The 16,778-nt window shown below is 49.0% G+C and carries 20 protein-coding genes; 1 reads left to right on the forward strand and 19 read right to left on the reverse strand.

The window, feature by feature from the left end:
* Nucleotides 1-86 precede the first annotated feature (86 nt).
* From purE to WMO65_RS05205, 12 genes are all read right to left on the reverse strand, one after another.
* Nucleotides 87-587, reverse strand: a complete 501-nt coding sequence (gene purE, locus WMO65_RS05150) for a 5-(carboxyamino)imidazole ribonucleotide mutase (protein WP_033140980.1) — start codon at nucleotides 585-587, stop codon at nucleotides 87-89.
* Nucleotides 588-877: 290 nt separating this feature from the next.
* Nucleotides 878-1,459, reverse strand: a complete 582-nt coding sequence (locus WMO65_RS05155; RefSeq protein WP_146051786.1) for a hypothetical protein — start codon at nucleotides 1,457-1,459, stop codon at nucleotides 878-880.
* Nucleotides 1,460-1,655: 196 nt separating this feature from the next.
* Complete coding sequence (locus WMO65_RS05160) at nucleotides 1,656-3,707, reverse strand: aminopeptidase (RefSeq protein ID WP_148393739.1); 2,052 nt, start codon at nucleotides 3,705-3,707, stop codon at nucleotides 1,656-1,658.
* Nucleotides 3,700-4,290: an HD domain-containing protein gene (locus tag WMO65_RS05165; RefSeq protein ID WP_148393738.1), complete on the reverse strand. Its 591-nt coding sequence runs from the start codon at nucleotides 4,288-4,290 to the stop codon at nucleotides 3,700-3,702. The genes WMO65_RS05160 and WMO65_RS05165 overlap by 8 nt, the downstream gene beginning before the upstream one ends.
* Before the next feature lie 9 nt (nucleotides 4,291-4,299).
* Complete coding sequence (locus WMO65_RS05170) at nucleotides 4,300-4,620, reverse strand: DUF6142 family protein (protein WP_033140976.1); 321 nt, start codon at nucleotides 4,618-4,620, stop codon at nucleotides 4,300-4,302.
* Entirely contained in the window at nucleotides 4,601-5,089 is a 489-nt protein-coding gene (locus WMO65_RS05175; protein WP_118743540.1) for a VanZ family protein, read from the reverse strand. Before WMO65_RS05175 ends, WMO65_RS05170 begins: the two co-directional genes overlap by 20 nt.
* Nucleotides 5,090-5,182: 93 nt before the next feature.
* A complete protein-coding gene (locus WMO65_RS05180; RefSeq protein WP_181014597.1) occupies nucleotides 5,183-5,335 on the reverse strand; it encodes a hypothetical protein in 153 nt (50 codons plus the stop codon).
* A 44-nt stretch (nucleotides 5,336-5,379) separates the two neighbouring features.
* Complete coding sequence (gene pyrE / locus WMO65_RS05185; protein ID WP_103733261.1) at nucleotides 5,380-6,057, reverse strand: orotate phosphoribosyltransferase; 678 nt, start codon at nucleotides 6,055-6,057, stop codon at nucleotides 5,380-5,382.
* Between the two features lie 29 nt (nucleotides 6,058-6,086).
* Nucleotides 6,087-6,989 carry a dihydroorotate dehydrogenase gene (locus WMO65_RS05190; RefSeq protein WP_181014480.1) on the reverse strand — a complete coding sequence of 301 codons (903 nt, stop codon included), beginning with the start codon at nucleotides 6,987-6,989 and terminating at the stop codon, nucleotides 6,087-6,089.
* Entirely contained in the window at nucleotides 6,989-7,765 is a 777-nt protein-coding gene (locus WMO65_RS05195) for a dihydroorotate dehydrogenase electron transfer subunit (RefSeq protein ID WP_103732413.1), read from the reverse strand. Before WMO65_RS05195 ends, WMO65_RS05190 begins: the two co-directional genes overlap by 1 nt.
* Before the next feature lie 10 nt (nucleotides 7,766-7,775).
* A complete protein-coding gene (gene pyrF / locus WMO65_RS05200) occupies nucleotides 7,776-8,705 on the reverse strand; it encodes an orotidine-5'-phosphate decarboxylase (RefSeq protein WP_033140970.1) in 930 nt (309 codons plus the stop codon).
* Between the two features lie 27 nt (nucleotides 8,706-8,732).
* The gene (locus WMO65_RS05205; RefSeq protein WP_148393737.1) at nucleotides 8,733-10,031 is read right to left on the reverse strand and encodes a dihydroorotase; all 1,299 of its coding nucleotides are present in this window, start codon (nucleotides 10,029-10,031) and stop codon (nucleotides 8,733-8,735) included.
* 335 nt (nucleotides 10,032-10,366) lie between these two features.
* Between WMO65_RS05205 and WMO65_RS05210 the strand changes: the two genes are divergently transcribed.
* Nucleotides 10,367-10,567, forward strand: coding sequence for a cold-shock protein (locus WMO65_RS05210; protein WP_018596689.1), 201 nt, complete (start codon nucleotides 10,367-10,369; stop codon nucleotides 10,565-10,567).
* A 63-nt stretch (nucleotides 10,568-10,630) separates the two neighbouring features.
* On the opposite strand, the gene WMO65_RS05215 is transcribed toward WMO65_RS05210, so the two are convergent.
* From WMO65_RS05215 to truA, 7 genes are all read right to left on the reverse strand, one after another.
* A complete protein-coding gene (locus WMO65_RS05215; protein ID WP_187370697.1) occupies nucleotides 10,631-12,301 on the reverse strand; it encodes a sensor domain-containing diguanylate cyclase in 1,671 nt (556 codons plus the stop codon).
* Nucleotides 12,302-12,439: 138 nt separating this feature from the next.
* The gene (locus WMO65_RS05220; protein WP_054352920.1) at nucleotides 12,440-12,700 is read right to left on the reverse strand and encodes a hypothetical protein; all 261 of its coding nucleotides are present in this window, start codon (nucleotides 12,698-12,700) and stop codon (nucleotides 12,440-12,442) included.
* A 67-nt stretch (nucleotides 12,701-12,767) separates the two neighbouring features.
* On the reverse strand, nucleotides 12,768-12,989 hold the full coding sequence (locus WMO65_RS05225; protein ID WP_033140966.1) for a hypothetical protein: 222 nt from the start codon (nucleotides 12,987-12,989) through the stop codon (nucleotides 12,768-12,770).
* Between the two features lie 19 nt (nucleotides 12,990-13,008).
* A complete protein-coding gene (locus WMO65_RS05230) occupies nucleotides 13,009-13,953 on the reverse strand; it encodes an AEC family transporter (RefSeq protein ID WP_148393735.1) in 945 nt (314 codons plus the stop codon).
* A 5-nt stretch (nucleotides 13,954-13,958) separates the two neighbouring features.
* Entirely contained in the window at nucleotides 13,959-14,468 is a 510-nt protein-coding gene (locus tag WMO65_RS05235; RefSeq protein WP_033140964.1) for a flavin reductase family protein, read from the reverse strand.
* 60 nt (nucleotides 14,469-14,528) lie between these two features.
* Nucleotides 14,529-16,010, reverse strand: a complete 1,482-nt coding sequence (gene malQ, locus WMO65_RS05240; RefSeq protein ID WP_033140963.1) for a 4-alpha-glucanotransferase — start codon at nucleotides 16,008-16,010, stop codon at nucleotides 14,529-14,531.
* 1 nt (nucleotide 16,011) lies between these two features.
* Complete coding sequence (truA, locus tag WMO65_RS05245; protein WP_033140962.1) at nucleotides 16,012-16,770, reverse strand: tRNA pseudouridine(38-40) synthase TruA; 759 nt, start codon at nucleotides 16,768-16,770, stop codon at nucleotides 16,012-16,014.
* Between the last annotated feature and the right edge of the window lie 8 nt (nucleotides 16,771-16,778).

Below are 16,778 nucleotides of genomic sequence, written 5' to 3' on the forward strand. Positions count from 1 at the left end.
ATCGCTTCGCGATGGGGCGAATACCTGCCGCCACTACTCTTTTGCACGGTCAGCGCAGTAAATGCGCAGACCTGACTAAACAGTTACTAATATTCTTTATATCCAACTTCCTGCAGTCTTGCATCTTTTGCAACGACCTGGTCTTTCAGCTCTTCTTTATAGTCTTTTAACTTCTGCAGCAGTTCCGGGTCGGAAGTTGCTAAAATCTTGGCTGCCAGAATACCGGCATTGGCTCCTCCGTTGATTGCAACTGTTGCAACCGGAATTCCGGACGGCATCTGTACGATGGAATACAGGGAGTCTCTTCCTCCTAAAGATGTGGTGTGCATGGGGATACCGATTACCGGCATGGGGAAAATCGCTGCACACATGCCTGGAAGGTGAGCTGCCATTCCTGCACCTGCAATGATGACTTTGAAATCTTTCTCCTCCGCTGTCTTTGCGTACTCAAAGAACACATCCGGTTCTCTGTGAGCTGAAATGATCTTCATCTCATACTCGATTCCAAATTTTTCCAACATGTCTGCTGCTTTTTTCATAACAGGCATATCGGAGTCACTTCCCATAACAATTCCAACTTTTGCCATGACTTTATCTCCTTTATTTTTGAATTTTGTTGTTGCTGGATTACGGGAATGCCAGAAGCAGTCCCGTGATAACAAGCTGTGCCCCGAAGATTTGCGGACCACAACGCTTACTTTCATCTTTACAGAACAATTTTACATAGAGTTCTAAATATTGTCAACCTCATATCTCATTTTTGATGGCAGCTTATAGGGGAAAAAGGCGGATTTTCACATAAAAAGGAAGCCGTTTTTCTCCGGCTTCCCAAAAATGTACAGGCTGCAGCCAAAAGTACAAGTCTTTCTCTGTCCTGTCAGTGTGAAATCTCTGCGCTGTCGGGGTTCATGGTATCTCCCTCGTATGTAACGGTAACCGTATCCCCAATCTGGTAAGAATCATCAAAACCGGAGAGTATGCCTGTGTCAAATCCGTAGACACCGCCGTCCGCTTCCATAATTCCCAGGGTGGAACCACTGATATCCTGAATGATACCGGTCACGGTCTGCGGGCCTCCGGGTTCTTCTGTACTATCATCCGTATCATCAGTGCCGGCAGTGTTATCCTCACTGTCAACATTTTCTACCTGTCCAGACGCTTCCTCCCCGGTATTGTATTCCTGCTGCCCGGATATTCCCGCGCCGGATTGGGCATCTGTCCCCTCTTCCTTCTTAGGCGATGCATCTTCTTGCTCCCCGTCCCCGGAAGTATCCGGCTTTTTCACTGGCTTTACCACCGTCTGCTCTTTTCTGTCCTTCGTTTTCTCTGTCCCATCCACCCCAGCCTCTGTCTTTTTTTGTGTATCTTTATCCTCCGCTTCGTTTTTTCCACATCCTGCCCCAAGTACGGATACTGCGAGCAGCCCTGCAAGCACAATTGCCGCTATACGTTTCTTCATAAATATTACTCCCCTTTTTCCCATGTAAATATTTGTCTCACAACATCTTCTTCCTCATTATACTGCACAAACAAAAGCAGAAAGCAAAATGTACATAATCGTCGTGATTTTTGACATAATCGTACAGAAATACATGTTTTTTTACAAAAGGAGGGCCGGGTCCGACATCTGTGGCCCGGCGTATGAAAAAGAAACATCACTCATCCAACACCCGGTTCAGCTCCTCCGTCCCCGGCAGTACAAAACGGCTGTCTTTTATGATGGGTATCCGGCTGCCGTCCCTTTTCACCGCTGTGATCTCTCCCAGCTCCTCATAAGGAATGGTAATATCCGTATGGCATCCGAAGTAGGCCTTGCCCGCATCGATCCTTCTTAAAACAGACACTTCATTGTCCCTGGCAATGATCTCTTTCCCGTCGGGATTATACACTGCGGTATCCTCAGACCAGCTGTAGCAAGTATCACCCACTGCAAAGTGCGGTCCCACCTTCTCCGCAATGAGAATAGGCAGAATGTCCTCAATCCGGTATTTCTTAGCCATCACATAGGCCGTGGTGTTGGTGCCGATGGCAAATTCCCCCAAGGGCAGCATATCGTGGTGGAACAGGATATTTTCCTTAATATAATCCCTGTTCTCCTCCTCTGTCTCAAAATTGGCGCAGATATAATCTGAAACTTTCCCATCCCGGAAAGTTATCTCCAGATTCCTGTAATACAAGCCGTCCAGATACACGCCTGACACGTGCAGCACACCGTTCGTTCCATGAAGAACCGGGCTTGTGAAGACTTCCCCCACAGGGATGTTCACATCTGCCAGACAGTTTTCAAAATTCGTCTGTTTTTCCGGATCTGTAAGGTCATGGAGGCGCACCGTCATATCCGTCCGGTTGCCGCCCCTGCCCTTGATCCTGACCTCGCACCCTTCATCCAGGGCATCAATAAGCTTCTGCTGGATTCCCTGATACAGACGATAGTCAAGGGTGTTCAGGCGCACGGTTTCCCGGAAAATATCCCCGAATTTCTCACCTATCTCACAGACCGGATAAGCAATGATGGTAAAGCTGCGCTCTTCCCCCTTGATATAGCGGTTCACGATCTGTCCCGCCTCATTGTCATAGGCCACCTGCAGTTTCTGCTGGTGGGATGACAGGGAAAAGGCCTCCTTTTTACTTACGGGAGTAAAAGGTGTTTCCCCGAAGGTCTCTATAACTGCCGGGCCTCCGTGGGTATTGGCAAGGTCTTTTACCTGCTCATAAGCCACCTGCATAACACGGAGCTTACGCTGTACAAACTCCTGGTTTAAAAACAGCGCCGCGTCATCCTTGTGGTCATAATCATACTGTTTATTTGGAATTGCCCCGTAATAGCCAATCCTGTGGTGCTGCTTTTTATTCACCGCATGGACGGCGCTCCGGTAGATCACAGGCTTTAGTCCCATGTCCTCAAACTGGCGGACAGCCGCCCTTACCATGCGCTCAAAACCAAGCTGATAACGGATATTCACACTGTTCTTTTTGGAAATGTCTTTTCTCCCGTTGACAAACCCGATCCTGTAACCTTCTGTAAAGGTACGGGCCATGGCCTCTGTCTCCTCCTCAGAAAAACGGTTCAGATATTCTGCCATGGCGATTTCATTCTCTGTCACATACTCCCCGTACTTATACAAATATCTGGAATCTGTAAGGTCACTGTCACAGACAATGCGCACAGCAAAATCAAGAGAAGGGTCCACCGCTTCCCGGATTCTTCTCCCAACCATCTCCTCACTGTAATCACTCACATACCAGTACAGGGTATCTCTTATCTCCTGCGCAGGCACTGTCGGCTCCTCCAGCAAATTGTAGATCTGCACATAAAGCTCCATGAGCACCGTCATATCAAAGAGGCGGTCCTCATAGGCATAGACAACGATCCCCCGCACCTCTGCTGCCAGAAAGGAAAGAAGCCTTCCGTACTCCTCCTGGAGCATACGCACCGCATAGGCCGGATTCGCGTAGGACGTCTCATAAGCTCCGGGCAGTATCCTGCCGTAAAGCTCCTCATTGTTCTTCTGAAGTTCTGAAAGGGCAGCATGTTCCAGCCATCCTTCCCTGATCTTCTCATGAAGGGTGAGCACATAATTCAGGTAGGATGTCATCTCATGAAAAAAGCCGCAAAATCTCTCCGGCACATCCATCTCCTGCTGCATTTCCCGGATTCTTCCCTTCACCAGTTCAAAACGTTCCTCCAAAAATGTATCCCTACTCATTTCTCAGATTTCCTTTTTCCACATTTTTGTCAAGAATGCCGTTCACATACTCCATCAGCAGCGCAGAGCCCTGTGCGGTTCCCGCATTCCTTTTCATGACCTGTGATCTCTTGATCTCATGCTCTCTCCAGGACTTGCCGTCTGTGGCGTCATTGAGCATCAGAGGCTGCACACAGTCAAGGGAGTGGGCGAATTTTGCCTCCGGTGTCTCGGAAGCCTCGAACTCCTCCCACAGATCCATCATCTTCTCCGCCTGGTCTTCCGGCAGCAGCCCGAAAATGCGTTTTGCCGCCTTCACCTCACGCTCCCGCTTATCCAGATGGCCGGCATCGTCATAGGCATAGGTATCCCCTGCGTCAATCTCTACAATATCGTGTATGAGAACCATGAGCATGGTCCTGGCAATATCAATCTTCTCATTGGCGTGCTCTGACAGAAGTGCTGCCATCAGCGCCAGATGCCAGGAGTGCTCTGCGTCATTCTCCCTGCGGATTCCGTCTGACAGGTAAGTCTGGCGGCGGACAAATTTACTCTTGTCAACCTCCAGCATAAATTCCATTTGTTTTTTTAATCTATCGTCCATATTTCCTCCTTATGAGATTCCTACCAAAAAAAGCGCAATCCAGATGACCATCAGCACGCCGTTGGCCACGGAACCGATCTTGCTGTAAAGAAATGCACGGTTCTGTTCCGAAAAGCTTTTCAGCCCCAGAATAAACCCGTAAACGGACAAGCCAAGAGCCAGGATTCCCATAGCTCCCAGATACATGCCGCCCTGTCCACTCATGACCAGGGAACAGATTGCTGCTCCAAAAAACAGCAGGCCGGACATCAGCGCCAGAATAGAGGATTCCACTCCGCCTCTGGTATGTCTTTTTTTTGTAAATGAATATTTATAGCGTTTCTTTGCCATGCTGTTTCCTCCTGTTTTTTCTATATATATAATGGCTCACGGCAAAAAGGATATATCCAAGTGCCGCACCAGTTGTATTCAAAATCATATCGTCCACATCAAAACATCCCAGCTTCGTGATAAGCTGTATGGTTTCCACGCAAAGGCTCAATGCAAAACCGGAAAAAGTGATAAAAAAGAATCCCCTTGCATTTCTGCAAATGATGGGAAGAATCAGGCCAAAAGGAACAAAACCTATTACATTTCCAAACAGATTGGATACCACTGCTAAGACTCCAAGCTGCTCTTTGTAAATCCAGAATCTTCTGATTTCCTGTAAGGGCGTCAGGTTGTAGTGGTATTCCCTCTGGGCAAACTCCACCCCGCTGAACCGCTCCGCGAAAAACAGGAAATAAATAAGCGCAAGTATATAAATCAGGAACAACACGGTTCCTGCCGCTTTGATTTTCCTTTTTGTTTTATTTTTCAATGTTCTAAACTCCTATTGCATAGTCTCTCCTATGTATGAAGAAGAGGGCCGCCTAAAACGCCCTCTTCCCTATTTTTGTGTTGTTCTGTCCGGCTAGAATGTGATCTCACTTCTTTTTCTTAAAAGTTTTGTTCCGTTGATAATAAGCATAACACCGCTGACAATTCCTGTAACTGCAGCGACAATTCCCAGTACCAGAGAGGTAACTCCGGCACGTGACATAGTCTTATAGATCTTTTCGTTCATCCAGCACACTTCCTTCCGTCCCGACAAAGTCAGATGATTATTGTTTACTCGTTTGCGCCATATTTCTCATAATATGCATCAATGGCTGCTTTCATCTTATCATCAATGATAACTTTTCCTTTGTACTCTTTGTTGTACAGATGCTCCACAACCTCCTCCATGGTTACAATGGCTGTTGTGGCAAGTCCGTACTTCTCTTCAATCTCTTTAAGTGCGCTCTTCTCGCCCTGTCCCCGCTCCATGCGGTCCACAGATACCACAAGGCCGATGGGGCTTACATTGCCCTGCGCCCTGATAATGGGTAGTGTCTCTGCGATGGAGGTGCCTGCTGTTGTCACGTCCTCGATGATGACCACCTTATCGCCGTCCTCAATAGGGCTTCCCAGAAGGATTCCCTTATCCCCATGGTCCTTTACTTCTTTCCTGTTGGAGCAGTAGCGGATATCTTTTCCGTAAAACTCACTGATCGCCATGGTTGCTGCTACTGTCAGCGGTATTCCCTTGTAGGCAGGTCCGAACAATACGTCAAAGTCAAATCCGAACTTGTCCGCAATGGCTCTGGCATAATATTCTCCCAGCTTGCGAAGCTGTGCTCCTGTTCTATAAAATCCGGTGTTTACGAAAAACGGGGTGTTCCGTCCGCTCTTTGTGACGAAGTCTCCGAATTTCAGCACCTGGCAGTCCACCATAAATTCAATAAATTCCTGTTTGTACGCTTCCATCGAATTTCCTCCTAGTTTTCTCTTCCCGTTTATTCTACCACACCAATCAGGGATTGAATATCCTGAATTTTATTTTTCTTCATATAATCTTCAATCCCCCGGACTGTCTCCACTGTTGCATAGGGGTTGGTGAAATTAGCTGTTCCTATGGACACGGCTGTGGCGCCGGCCAGGATAAATTCCAGAGCATCCTCAGCACTGCAGATGCCGCCCATGCCTATGATGGGCAGTTTCACCGCACGTGCTGTCTGGTAGACCATGCGGACAGCCACAGGTTTTAAACAGGGACCTGACATACCGCCTGTCTTGTTTGCCAGTGCAAATGTTCTCTTATTGATATCTATCTTCATGCCGGTCAGTGTGTTGATCAGGGAAAGCACATCCGCGCCGCCTGCCTCAGCGGCCTTTGCCATCTCTGTAATATCTGTCACATTTGGGCTGAGTTTCATGATAACCGGCTGTTTTGCATGCTTCTTTACTTCCCTGGTGATGGCTTCCACTGCTTTGGGATCCTGTCCGAATGCAATGCCGCCTTCCTTCACGTTAGGGCAGGAGATATTGATCTCCAGCATATCCACATCTTCCCCGGCCAGACGCTCCACTACTTCACAGTATTCCTCTGTACTCTTTCCGCATACATTGACAATGATCTTTGTATCATATTTTTTCAGGAAAGGGATGTCTCTCTCGCAGAACACGTCAATACCGGGATTCTGCAGGCCGATGGCGTTCAACATGCCGCAGGAAGTCTCCGCGATACGCGGTGTGGGATTGCCCGGCCAGGGTACACTTGCCACACCCTTTGTGACAACAGCACCAAGGCAGCTCAAATCCACAAATTCGCTGTATTCTGCCCCGGAGCCAAAGGTTCCTGAGGCTGTCATAACAGGATTCTTCAGTTCCACACCTGCCAGATTCACTTTTGTATTCATCAAAGCTCTACCTCCGTGCTCAAAAATACCGGGCCGTCCTTGCAGATTCTCTTGTTATGCACATGGGAGTGTCCGTCCACTTCCTTTGACTGACAGACACAGGCCAGACAGGCACCGATTCCGCATGCCATCTTCTCCTCCAGGGAGATATAGCATGTTATTTTCTTTTCCTCTGCATAGGCCTTCACAGCCCGCAGCATGGGGGTCGGGCCGCAGGCAAGGATGACTTCCGGCTCTATATGGTTCTCACGGATGGCATCCATAACATTGCCTTTCGTACCAACACTTCCATCCTCTGTTGTGATAAAAAGCCTTCCCGCTGCCTCCAGCTCTTTTACGAGGAAGAGGTCTGCGCTTCGGTAACCGGATATGATGGTCACATCCGCATCCGCCTCTTTGGCAGTCTGCAGCATTGGGGGCACGCCGATGCCGCCGCCCATCATGAGCACGCGTTTTCCCCTGATCTCCTCCATCGGGAACCCATTGCCCAGAGGTCCCAGTATATCCAGAGTGTCACCTGCACAGGCTTTTGAAAATTCCTCTGTACCTTTGCCAACTGTTCTGTATACGATCCGCAGGCTTCCCGCTTCTCTGTCTATCTCACACAGGCTGATGGGGCGGGGCAGCATTCTGCTCTGGTCCCTGCTGTAGACAGAGATAAACTGTCCCGGTTTGGCGACTGCCGCAATCTCTTCTGCTGCCAGCCACATGCTGTACACACCCTCAGCCAGCTTCTCCTGCCGGATCACTGTACTTGTTATCTTTGCTTTTGCCATGGTCCTCTCCTTATTTTACAGCCTTAAGAGCGCCGTCAATGTCTGCGATCATATCTTCCACTGCTCTGCGGGATGCATCCGCGAAATTCGCTTCGCCGATTTCGGCGTATTTTTCCTGCTTGTAGGCAGCAATAATACCGCGGGAGGAATTTACAATGGCTCCCAGGCCGTCTTCATTAAAGAAATGCACCAGGTCTTTTCCCTGTCCGCCCTGGGCACCGTATCCCGGAACCAAGATGTAGGCTTTCGGCATGATCCGGCGAAGGATCTTACCCATCTCGGGATAAGTGGCACCTACCACGGCACCGATATAGCTGTATGAATCGCCCATGCATTCCTGACCCCACTCGGCAACTTTTTCTCCCACCAGTTCATAGAGCGGTCTTCCGTTTACTAACTGGTCCTGGAACTCCCCGCTGGACGGATTGGAGGTCTTTACAAGGATGAAAAGACCTTTTTTCTCCTTTTTACACACATCAATAAACGGGTTCACACCGTCTGATCCCAGATACGGATTCACAGTCACAAAATCCTCATCAAATCCGGCGTACTCCTTGCTGCCCACCTGAACCCTGCCGATGTGGCCGGCTGCGTAAGCGGCAGATGTGGAACCGATATCACCGCGCTTGATATCACCGATGACAACCAGGTCCTTTTCTTTACAGTAATCCACTGTCTTCTTAAAAGCCATAAGACCCGGGATACCAAACTGCTCATACATGGCGATCTGCGGTTTTACTGCCGGAATCAGGTCATGGGTGGCGTCCACAATTGCTTTATTGAACTGCCAGACAGCTTCTGCCGCCCCTTCCAGGGTCTCGCCGCACTCTTTGAATGCAGCATCCTGGATGTGTTTCGGAATATAATTGAGCATAGGGTCCAGACCCACCACGATAGGTGCGTGGGTCTTCCTGATCTTCTCTGTAAGTTTATTAATCATGATTTTTCCTCCGTGAGTGAAATTATTTTATTGTCTGATCATGCCGTCCTGGATATAGGCAATCTTACCGTCGCAGATCGTGGCTTTTACCAGACCTTTTACCCTGCGGCCGTTGAATGGCGTGTTCTTTCCTTTTGAAAGGAAAGTCATGGAATCAATAACATATTCTGCATCCGGGTCGATGATGGTCACATCAGCGGCTTTTCCCTCTTCCAGAGAGCCTCTGTCAAGACCGATGATCTTAGCAGGATTATAGCTCATTTTTTCCGCCATCTGCATGGGTGTCAGAATCCCCTTGTCCACCAGCTCCGTGATGGTGAGGGCAACGGATGTCTCCAGCCCCACAATGCCGAAGGGCGCTCTGGTGATGGGCATGGTCTTCTCCTCACGGCTGTGAGGCGCATGATCTGTACTGATGACATCCATAATATCATCCTTCAGGCCGCGGATCAGTGCGTCCCTGTCCTCTTTTGTGCGCAGAGGCGGATTCATCTTATAGTTGGCGTCATTGGGGTCCACATCGTCAGAAGTCAGTGTGAAGTGGTGGGGGCATACTTCGCCTGTCACCTTGATCCCCTCCTTTTTCGCCAGTTCTACCATGCGGACACTCTCCTTGGTGGAGCAATGGCACAGATGAAGCTTGGCTCCTGTCTCTTTTGCCAGGATAATGTCCCTTGCCGCAATGATGTCCTCCACTGCGTTGCTGATTCCCGGCAGTCCCATCTCTCTGGAATGCTCGTCCTCATTGACGCAGCCCTTGCCCACAATATTCCGGTCTTCACAGTGGGCAAATACGGGAATATCGTATTTTGCCGCAATTCCCATGGCATTTTTATATAATCTGGCATTCATGACGGATTTGCCGTCCTCGCTGATGGCAGGTACGCCCTGCTCGATCATCTCCTCAATATCCGCCAGTTCCTCACCGGCCTGTCCTTTTGTAATGGCACCGATCTGCATTACATGGATAGGAGACAATTCTTTTGCTTTATTCTGAACGTATTTCACACGGTCCGCGCTGTCGATGACCGGCTTGGTATTGGGCATGGCAAGAATTGTGGTGAATCCGCCTCTGGCTGCTGCCTTGGAGCCTGACACAATATCTTCTTTATAAGTCAGCCCCGGGTCCCGCAGATGCACATGCAGGTCAATGAGCCCGGGCATTACATAGCAGCCTGAAGCGTCGATGACTTTATCTGTCTTATCCTTTGGCTTAAGGCCCTTGCCTGTCTTTTTCACTTTGCCGCCCTCTATATAGAGGTCGCTTATTTCGTCTGTCTTTGTTGCCGGATCGATGATACGTCCGTTCCTGATTAAAATATTCATAAATTCTTCCTCCGGGACTTTACATCTTTTGATTTTAATAGTAACATACACAATTTCTTTCGTCAATTATACATTTTTACTTGACTTTTTTTCGATTTGCGAATATACTGAATTTGTTAAAGGAATATTGGATATAAATAATTGAAAGTGCATTTAATAAGCTTCCGGTTATCGTGATGTTAAGCGGTTTTTAGAGATTGTATTATTTCTTATTTATAATACCCTCTCTAAAGACCGCTTATTTTTCATAAATAATGGGAACTTTCCACGAAGCGTGCTTCCTGTTTTCTTTATCCAATCCTAATTTTTATTTTTTATTTTATGGAGGTAACACTATGAACAAGGGAACTGTAAAATGGTTTAATGCAGAAAAAGGCTACGGATTCATCACAGGTGAAGACGGACAGGATGTATTCGTACACTTCTCCGCTATCAATGGAGATGGTTTTAAATCCCTGGAAGAAGGACAGGCTGTATCTTATGATTTAACTGAAGGCGCTCGTGGAATGCAGGCAGCTAACGTAGAAAAATTATAATTTCCGGATAAACTGTACGAAAAATGCGGCTGGGCAGAATCTTCTGCCCAGCCGTTTTTTATTCTATTTCCTGCTGCTTTTCTTATTCTCATACATATTCCTGTCCGCCCGGCCGATCAGTTCATGAAGCCACTCATCTGATTCCCCCGTTTTTCTGCCTGTGGCAATCCCTGCCGCTATGGAAATCTTCACCTCGTGTTCCTGATTATACTTCTCCTGGGCTTCCTCCAGATTCTTCTCCCATGACCGGATGCTCTGCAGACGCTTTAAAAATATCAGGAACTCATCGCCGCCGATTCTGTAAATCTCGCCAAATCCACAGAATGCCTCCCTCAGACACCGGGCACATCCCTTGATCATCTCATCCCCGGCTCTGTGTCCAAAAGTGTCATTTACTTTCTTAAGGCCGTTTAAATCTACCATGACCGCTGACAGTTCCTGTCCCCGGGTCATCGTCTCCTGCAGTTCCTGCAGGCGCATCTCATATGCGGAGCGGTTTCCAAGCTTTGTCATAATATCCATATAGGCCAGCTCCTCAAGAATCCTGTCCCCGGTCCTATCCTCCAGGATTTCATTTACCTGACGTACCGTCATCCTGAGCAGTGCGCACACAAAGCCCAAAAGTCCAAGCTGATAATACATGGCATACCTGCTGCCCACCCCGGTATAAAAGGAGACCAGGGATACCACTGCCATGACTATGAGGAAAAAGACACCGCCAAGGAAAATCCTGGCGTACTGGGCCTTACTGCTTCTCAGCTCTTTTACCATATAAATCACAGAACAGATCATGGCAGCCACATAGAGGATATGGGTGATCGGAAGCATCTGCATCAGTTTACGTCCGCCCATCAGGTACACAAGACTCTGCACCAGTACATTGCCGGCCAGTATTGTCTTCATCCAGTCCAGCATGGCTGATCTCCTCTGGCAGACTTCTCCGATAAAGGAAAGCATGGGGATGGGGATCATATAAAACGCATAAAAGGATATCAGGCAGATCAGTCTGGGCCATGGCGATAAGAATACCATGAATTTGGAATCTGTAAGGATCCAGACTGCTGATACCAGGATAAAGATCCAGGCATAAAACACGCTGGATACATGCACAGCCTCCCTGACTCTCAAAAGAAGCCAGAGGAGAAACATACCCGCGCTCAGCACCAGGAGCACCACACAGAATATGATCCTGGGACATTCCCGCACCCGGATATCCAAAAGCATGCTTTCCCTGCTGTCCAGACAGATCACGGGAACCTGAACCAGCCCTTCTCTATAAAAGCCGCTGAATATGACGGTTATCTCTTTTCCGGCATCTTCCCTGCCAAGCCTTGTCATACAAAAGTTGTTTCCCAGCATACCGTGAAATGTCCCTGTCTGCTGTTCCGTATACCGGTATCTTGACACACCGTCAACGTATATTTCAACCTGCTGGTAATGGTTCAGAAATCCCAGATATTTTTCCTCCTCGGAAAATTCAGGGATGGTCTGCCTAAGAATGATCTTCCCTCCCCGGATCTTTATTTGGGATGGGACCTCACACGTCTTCTCTGTGCCGTCATCCGCCTGATAGTGCCAGCCGGTATCCCACTGATTAACACTGCTGCCTTTCTCCCGCACATTCCGGGGTTCCGGTTCTGCCTGCAATGCCGTAAACACGCCCAGCACAGCCATGATCACAACTGTAAAAAATAAAATCCAGTGCCGGATCTTCCCGACCCTCTTTTCTCTCAACCGCAATTCCTCCATTTAAAACATACTGCTGTGAAGTATCCTCCGCGCGCTGCGCGCCTTTCGCTGTCCGTGCCTTCCCGCTTAACAAGAAAAAAGGAAATGCATCTTAGCATTTCCCATTCTGCCTTCCCTGTATGCCTATTCGGCTGTCTCTCCTGCAGTAAGCTCCTGGAGATAATCTGTCATGGCTGTCACGTTCATTTCTGTAGTTGTGGCCTCTCCCTCTGCGTCGTCTTTTGTAGCAAGACCGTAGGCAGAATAGCCAATCCATCCAACGATCAGCAGACAAACCGCAGAAACAATGATCTTCTCAAGCAAAAGTTCACGTGCTTCTTTTTTCTGGATCTTGTCGCGGTTATTTTTATAATTTTTATACTTATCGACTTTTTCCTGACTCATGATGCTTCTCCTTATGTAAAGTTATGAATATTCCTTGATTTTTAATTATAGCATATCTTTCTTTATTTTACCACTCTTTTGAGACTTCTTCTTCCCTGATTCCGTACTGCTCCATAAATTCCTGAAGGTCTGCCCTGCTTTTGATCAGACACACTTCCTGGAATTTTCCTGTCTTCAGATCCTTGAATCCTGCCACCTGCTCTCCGGTGCAGATGCTGGATTTGAGCACAGGCTTCACGGCTGTGCGGTCGAAGGGAATGACCTCTTTTTTCTTTTTCCTGCCAAACACAGAACCACGATCCTTTCTCTTATACCAGTCCCAGGGTTTTTAATAAGAACAGCCAGCCGGTCAGTGTAAATGCGGAAAAAAAGGTAGTCAGCATTACCGTACTGGAAGTCAGCACTCCCTCATGGCCCATATTTTTCGCCATGACAAAACAACTCACCGTTGTAGCTGACCCCAGCATGACCAGTATGGCGATCAGCCGCTCCTTCGTATAGCCCAGCCGGACAGCCAGGGGAAGGAATACAGCAGCCAGCACCACCAGTTTGATCAGACTTGCCAGCACGGAGGGGCGCAGCTTTGCCAGTGCTTTCTTTCCCTCAAAGGATGCACCCATAGCCATAAGACCGAGAGGGGTTGCCAGAACTGCCACATTCTTCACTGTCTTCTGCATGATCTCCGGCTGCGGGATCCTAAGGACAGACCACAGAATCCCTGCCAGGATTCCCAGTATGATGGGATTGGTGACAATGCCCTTTGCTGTTTTCAGCAGCAGTTTTCGGTCAAGCTTTTTTCTCCCGGGCTTCATAAGGGAGAGAATCACCACCGCCGCCGCGTTGTAGAGGGGAACTGTCCCCACGATCATAAGGGGGGCCATACCGGAACTGCCGTAGATATTCTGTATAAAGGCAATCCCCAGGATCGCTGCGCTGCTTCGGTAGGAAGCCTGCACAAACTCCCCGCGGATCTCCTCCTCCACCAGCAGCCTGGCAAGGAGGGCGATCACGGTGATACTCACCAGCGTGGCGAGAAAGCAGAACAGTACAAAACCGCCGTCCCAGCTTTTCCGCACATCCACAGAGGATATATCCCGGAACACCAGGGCCGGTATGGCTGCCACGAAGACAAAACGGTTGAGCTTTGCCACAAAGTCAGCATTCATCAGCCCCAGATACCTGAACAGAAGGCCCAGAAGCATGGTGAGGAAAATGGGCAGTGTGGCATTCAGGCTGAATATAAGATTCTCCAATGAGCTCAGCCTTCCTTCACCAGTACCTTCAGGATCTCACCGATGTACATGGTGTGATAATCTTTCTCAGGGTACCATTTTTCATCATTCTCCGGAGCATCAAAGTTTTCCGGGAAGAGGTCTCCGTGATACATCTTTTTGCAGACAAACACCAGGCTGGCCTCCTCAAACGCGGGAGCGCCGTCCACAAAACAAGCAGTAAGTCCGGCCTCACTGATCTTGTCTCTGTCACGGCCTGACACGCTGCCGCATAAGCTTAATGCTTTTTTGTACCCTTCAGGGAAGAAGGAGATGGTAAAGGTGTCATTTGCGTCCACAAATTCCTTTGTGTAGCGCTGGGGACGGATATAGGCTGTCACCACATCTTTGCCCCAGATCACACCAACGCCGCCCCAGCTTGCAGTCATGGTATTATATTTTTCCTCTGTACCTGCTGTGATCAGCATCCACTCTTTTCCTATCTTTGTAAATGGATTGAACTGTAATTCCTCTGCTTTTACCTCTTTAAATGCCATAATAATTCCTTCCTTTCTCCCGGCCTGTATTCAGCAGCCGTTCAGACGTCTGAACGGACACTATAATCTGCCGTATAATTTTGTCATATGCCAGATCCTGCCTTTTAATTCATCCGAAAATGCATTTTTGCTCATTCTCCACTTCCAGTTGTCCCCTAATGTGGATGGCGTATTGATCCTGGCCTCGCTGCCGAGCCCCAGATAATCCTGCACGGGTATGATGCAGGTATCAGCCACACTGCGCATGGCAAGGCTGATCAGATCCCAGTGCTGCTCCTCTTTCGGTGTATGGAAGCTGTTCATATATCTAAGGGCCACATCCCTGTCCCAGTCAGTCATGTGCTCATACCAGCCCACAGTGGTGTCATTGTCATGGGTTCCTGTGTAGACCACACAGTTTCTGTCATACTTGTAGGTGAGATAGTCGCTGTTCTCACTGGTGTCAAAGGCAAACTGCAGCACCTTCATGCCCGGATACCCGCTGTCCCGCAGAAGCTTGTAAACGGTCTCCGTGAGAAATCCCAGATCCTCAGCAATGATGTTCCTCTCCCCAAGCTCCTCTTTCATGGTATGGAACAGGTCCATGCCCGGTCCCTTTTCCCAGTGGCCGTTCTGTGCGGTCTCATCTCCGTAGGGAATGGAATAATACTCATCAAATCCCCTGAAATGGTCAATCCGCACAATGTCAAAAAGCTTGAAACAGTGGGCAATCCTGCGCATCCACCAGCCGTAGTGCATTCTCTTGTGGTAATCCCAGCGGTACAGGGGATTGCCCCAGAGCTGGCCTGTGGCAGAGAACCCGTCCGGCGGACAGCCTGCCACAGCCACCGGCAGATTGTTCTCATCCAACTGGAACAGCTCCGGATTCGCCCAGGTATCCGCACTGTCAAAGGCCACATAGATGGGAATGTCCCCAACGATCTGAATCCCTTTTTCATGGGCATAGTTCTTTACATTCTTCCACTGCTCAAAAAACTCGAACTGCAGATACTGGTAAAAGATAATGTCCTCCCGCAGCTCGTCCTGATATCTCTTCAGGGCAGCCGGCTCTCTCAGACGCACTTCCTCATCCCACTCGATCCAGCTTTTGCCGCCGAATTTGTTTTTCACAGCCATATACAGGGCATAGTCATCCAGCCAGTGGTTGTTCTCCACACAGAAGGTAAGAAAATTCCCGTCAGACAGGATTTTGCTCCTTTCAAAGGCCTTCCGAAGAAGAGGAAAACGGCTCTCATATATTTTTCCGTAATCAATATAGGAGGGATGATCTCCCCAGTCACAGGCGTCGCACTCTTCCTTTGTCAGCCATCCTTTCCCGATCAGGACGTTCAGATCGATGAAATAGGGATTGCCTGCAAAGGTGGAAAAGGATTGATAGGGGGAATCCCCGTAGCTGGTAGGTCCCAGCGGCAGTATCTGCCAGAGTTTCTGACCCGTATCTCTTAAAAGATCAATAAACTCATATGCCTCCTTAGAAAATGCTCCAATGCCGTATGGAGACGGCAGACTGGCTATTGGCAGCAGCATTCCACTTCTTCTCATATCACAATTCCTCTTCCTTGCCGTTTTTATAGTCAATTTTTATCAGGGTCAGCCCCCGCGCCGGGGCGGTGGGGCCGGCTGCCTTCCTGTCTCTGGCAGCCAGTATATCCTGCATCTTTTCCGGCGGATAGGCTCCACCGCCGATCTCCATCAGCGTGCCGGCCAGAATCCGCACCATATTATACAAAAATCCGCTGCCCGTGATGCGTATGGTGATCAGGTCATTCTCACGTTCCACCGAAAAGCTGTGGATGGTCCTGACGGTTGTCTTCACCTGCGCTCCCGCACCGCAGAAACTTTTAAAATCATGTTCGCCCAGCAGGTACGCCCCTGCCTGTCTCATCTTCTCAATATCCATGGGGATATAAGTAAAATGGGAGTAAAAGCGCTCTGTTGGCACCGGAAATCTTCTGTTCAGTATCCGGTATTCATATGTCTTCTCACTGACCCGGTACCTGGGATGAAAATCCCTGCTGACCTCCCTTGACCGCTGGATCCGGATATCTTCAGGAAGCCGCTGGTTCAGGGCGTAGGAAATCTTCTCCCCCGGCATTCTGGCGTTGGTGTCGAACACAGCCACATTGCCCAGGGCATGGACGCCTGCGTCGGTTCTGCTGGCGCCTATGGTCTCCACAGGCTCCTTTAACAGCTCCGCCAGATGGCGGTTCAGCACCTCCTGTACGGTGATCCCGTTTGGCTGTACCTGCCAGCCGCAGTAATTTGTGCCGTCATAGGCCACTTCCAGCATTACACGTTTCATACGGCGCC

Origin of the sequence: Blautia caccae, from assembly GCF_040095955.1 — a bacterium.
Taxonomy (GTDB): Bacteria; Bacillota; Clostridia; order Lachnospirales; family Lachnospiraceae; genus Blautia; species Blautia celeris.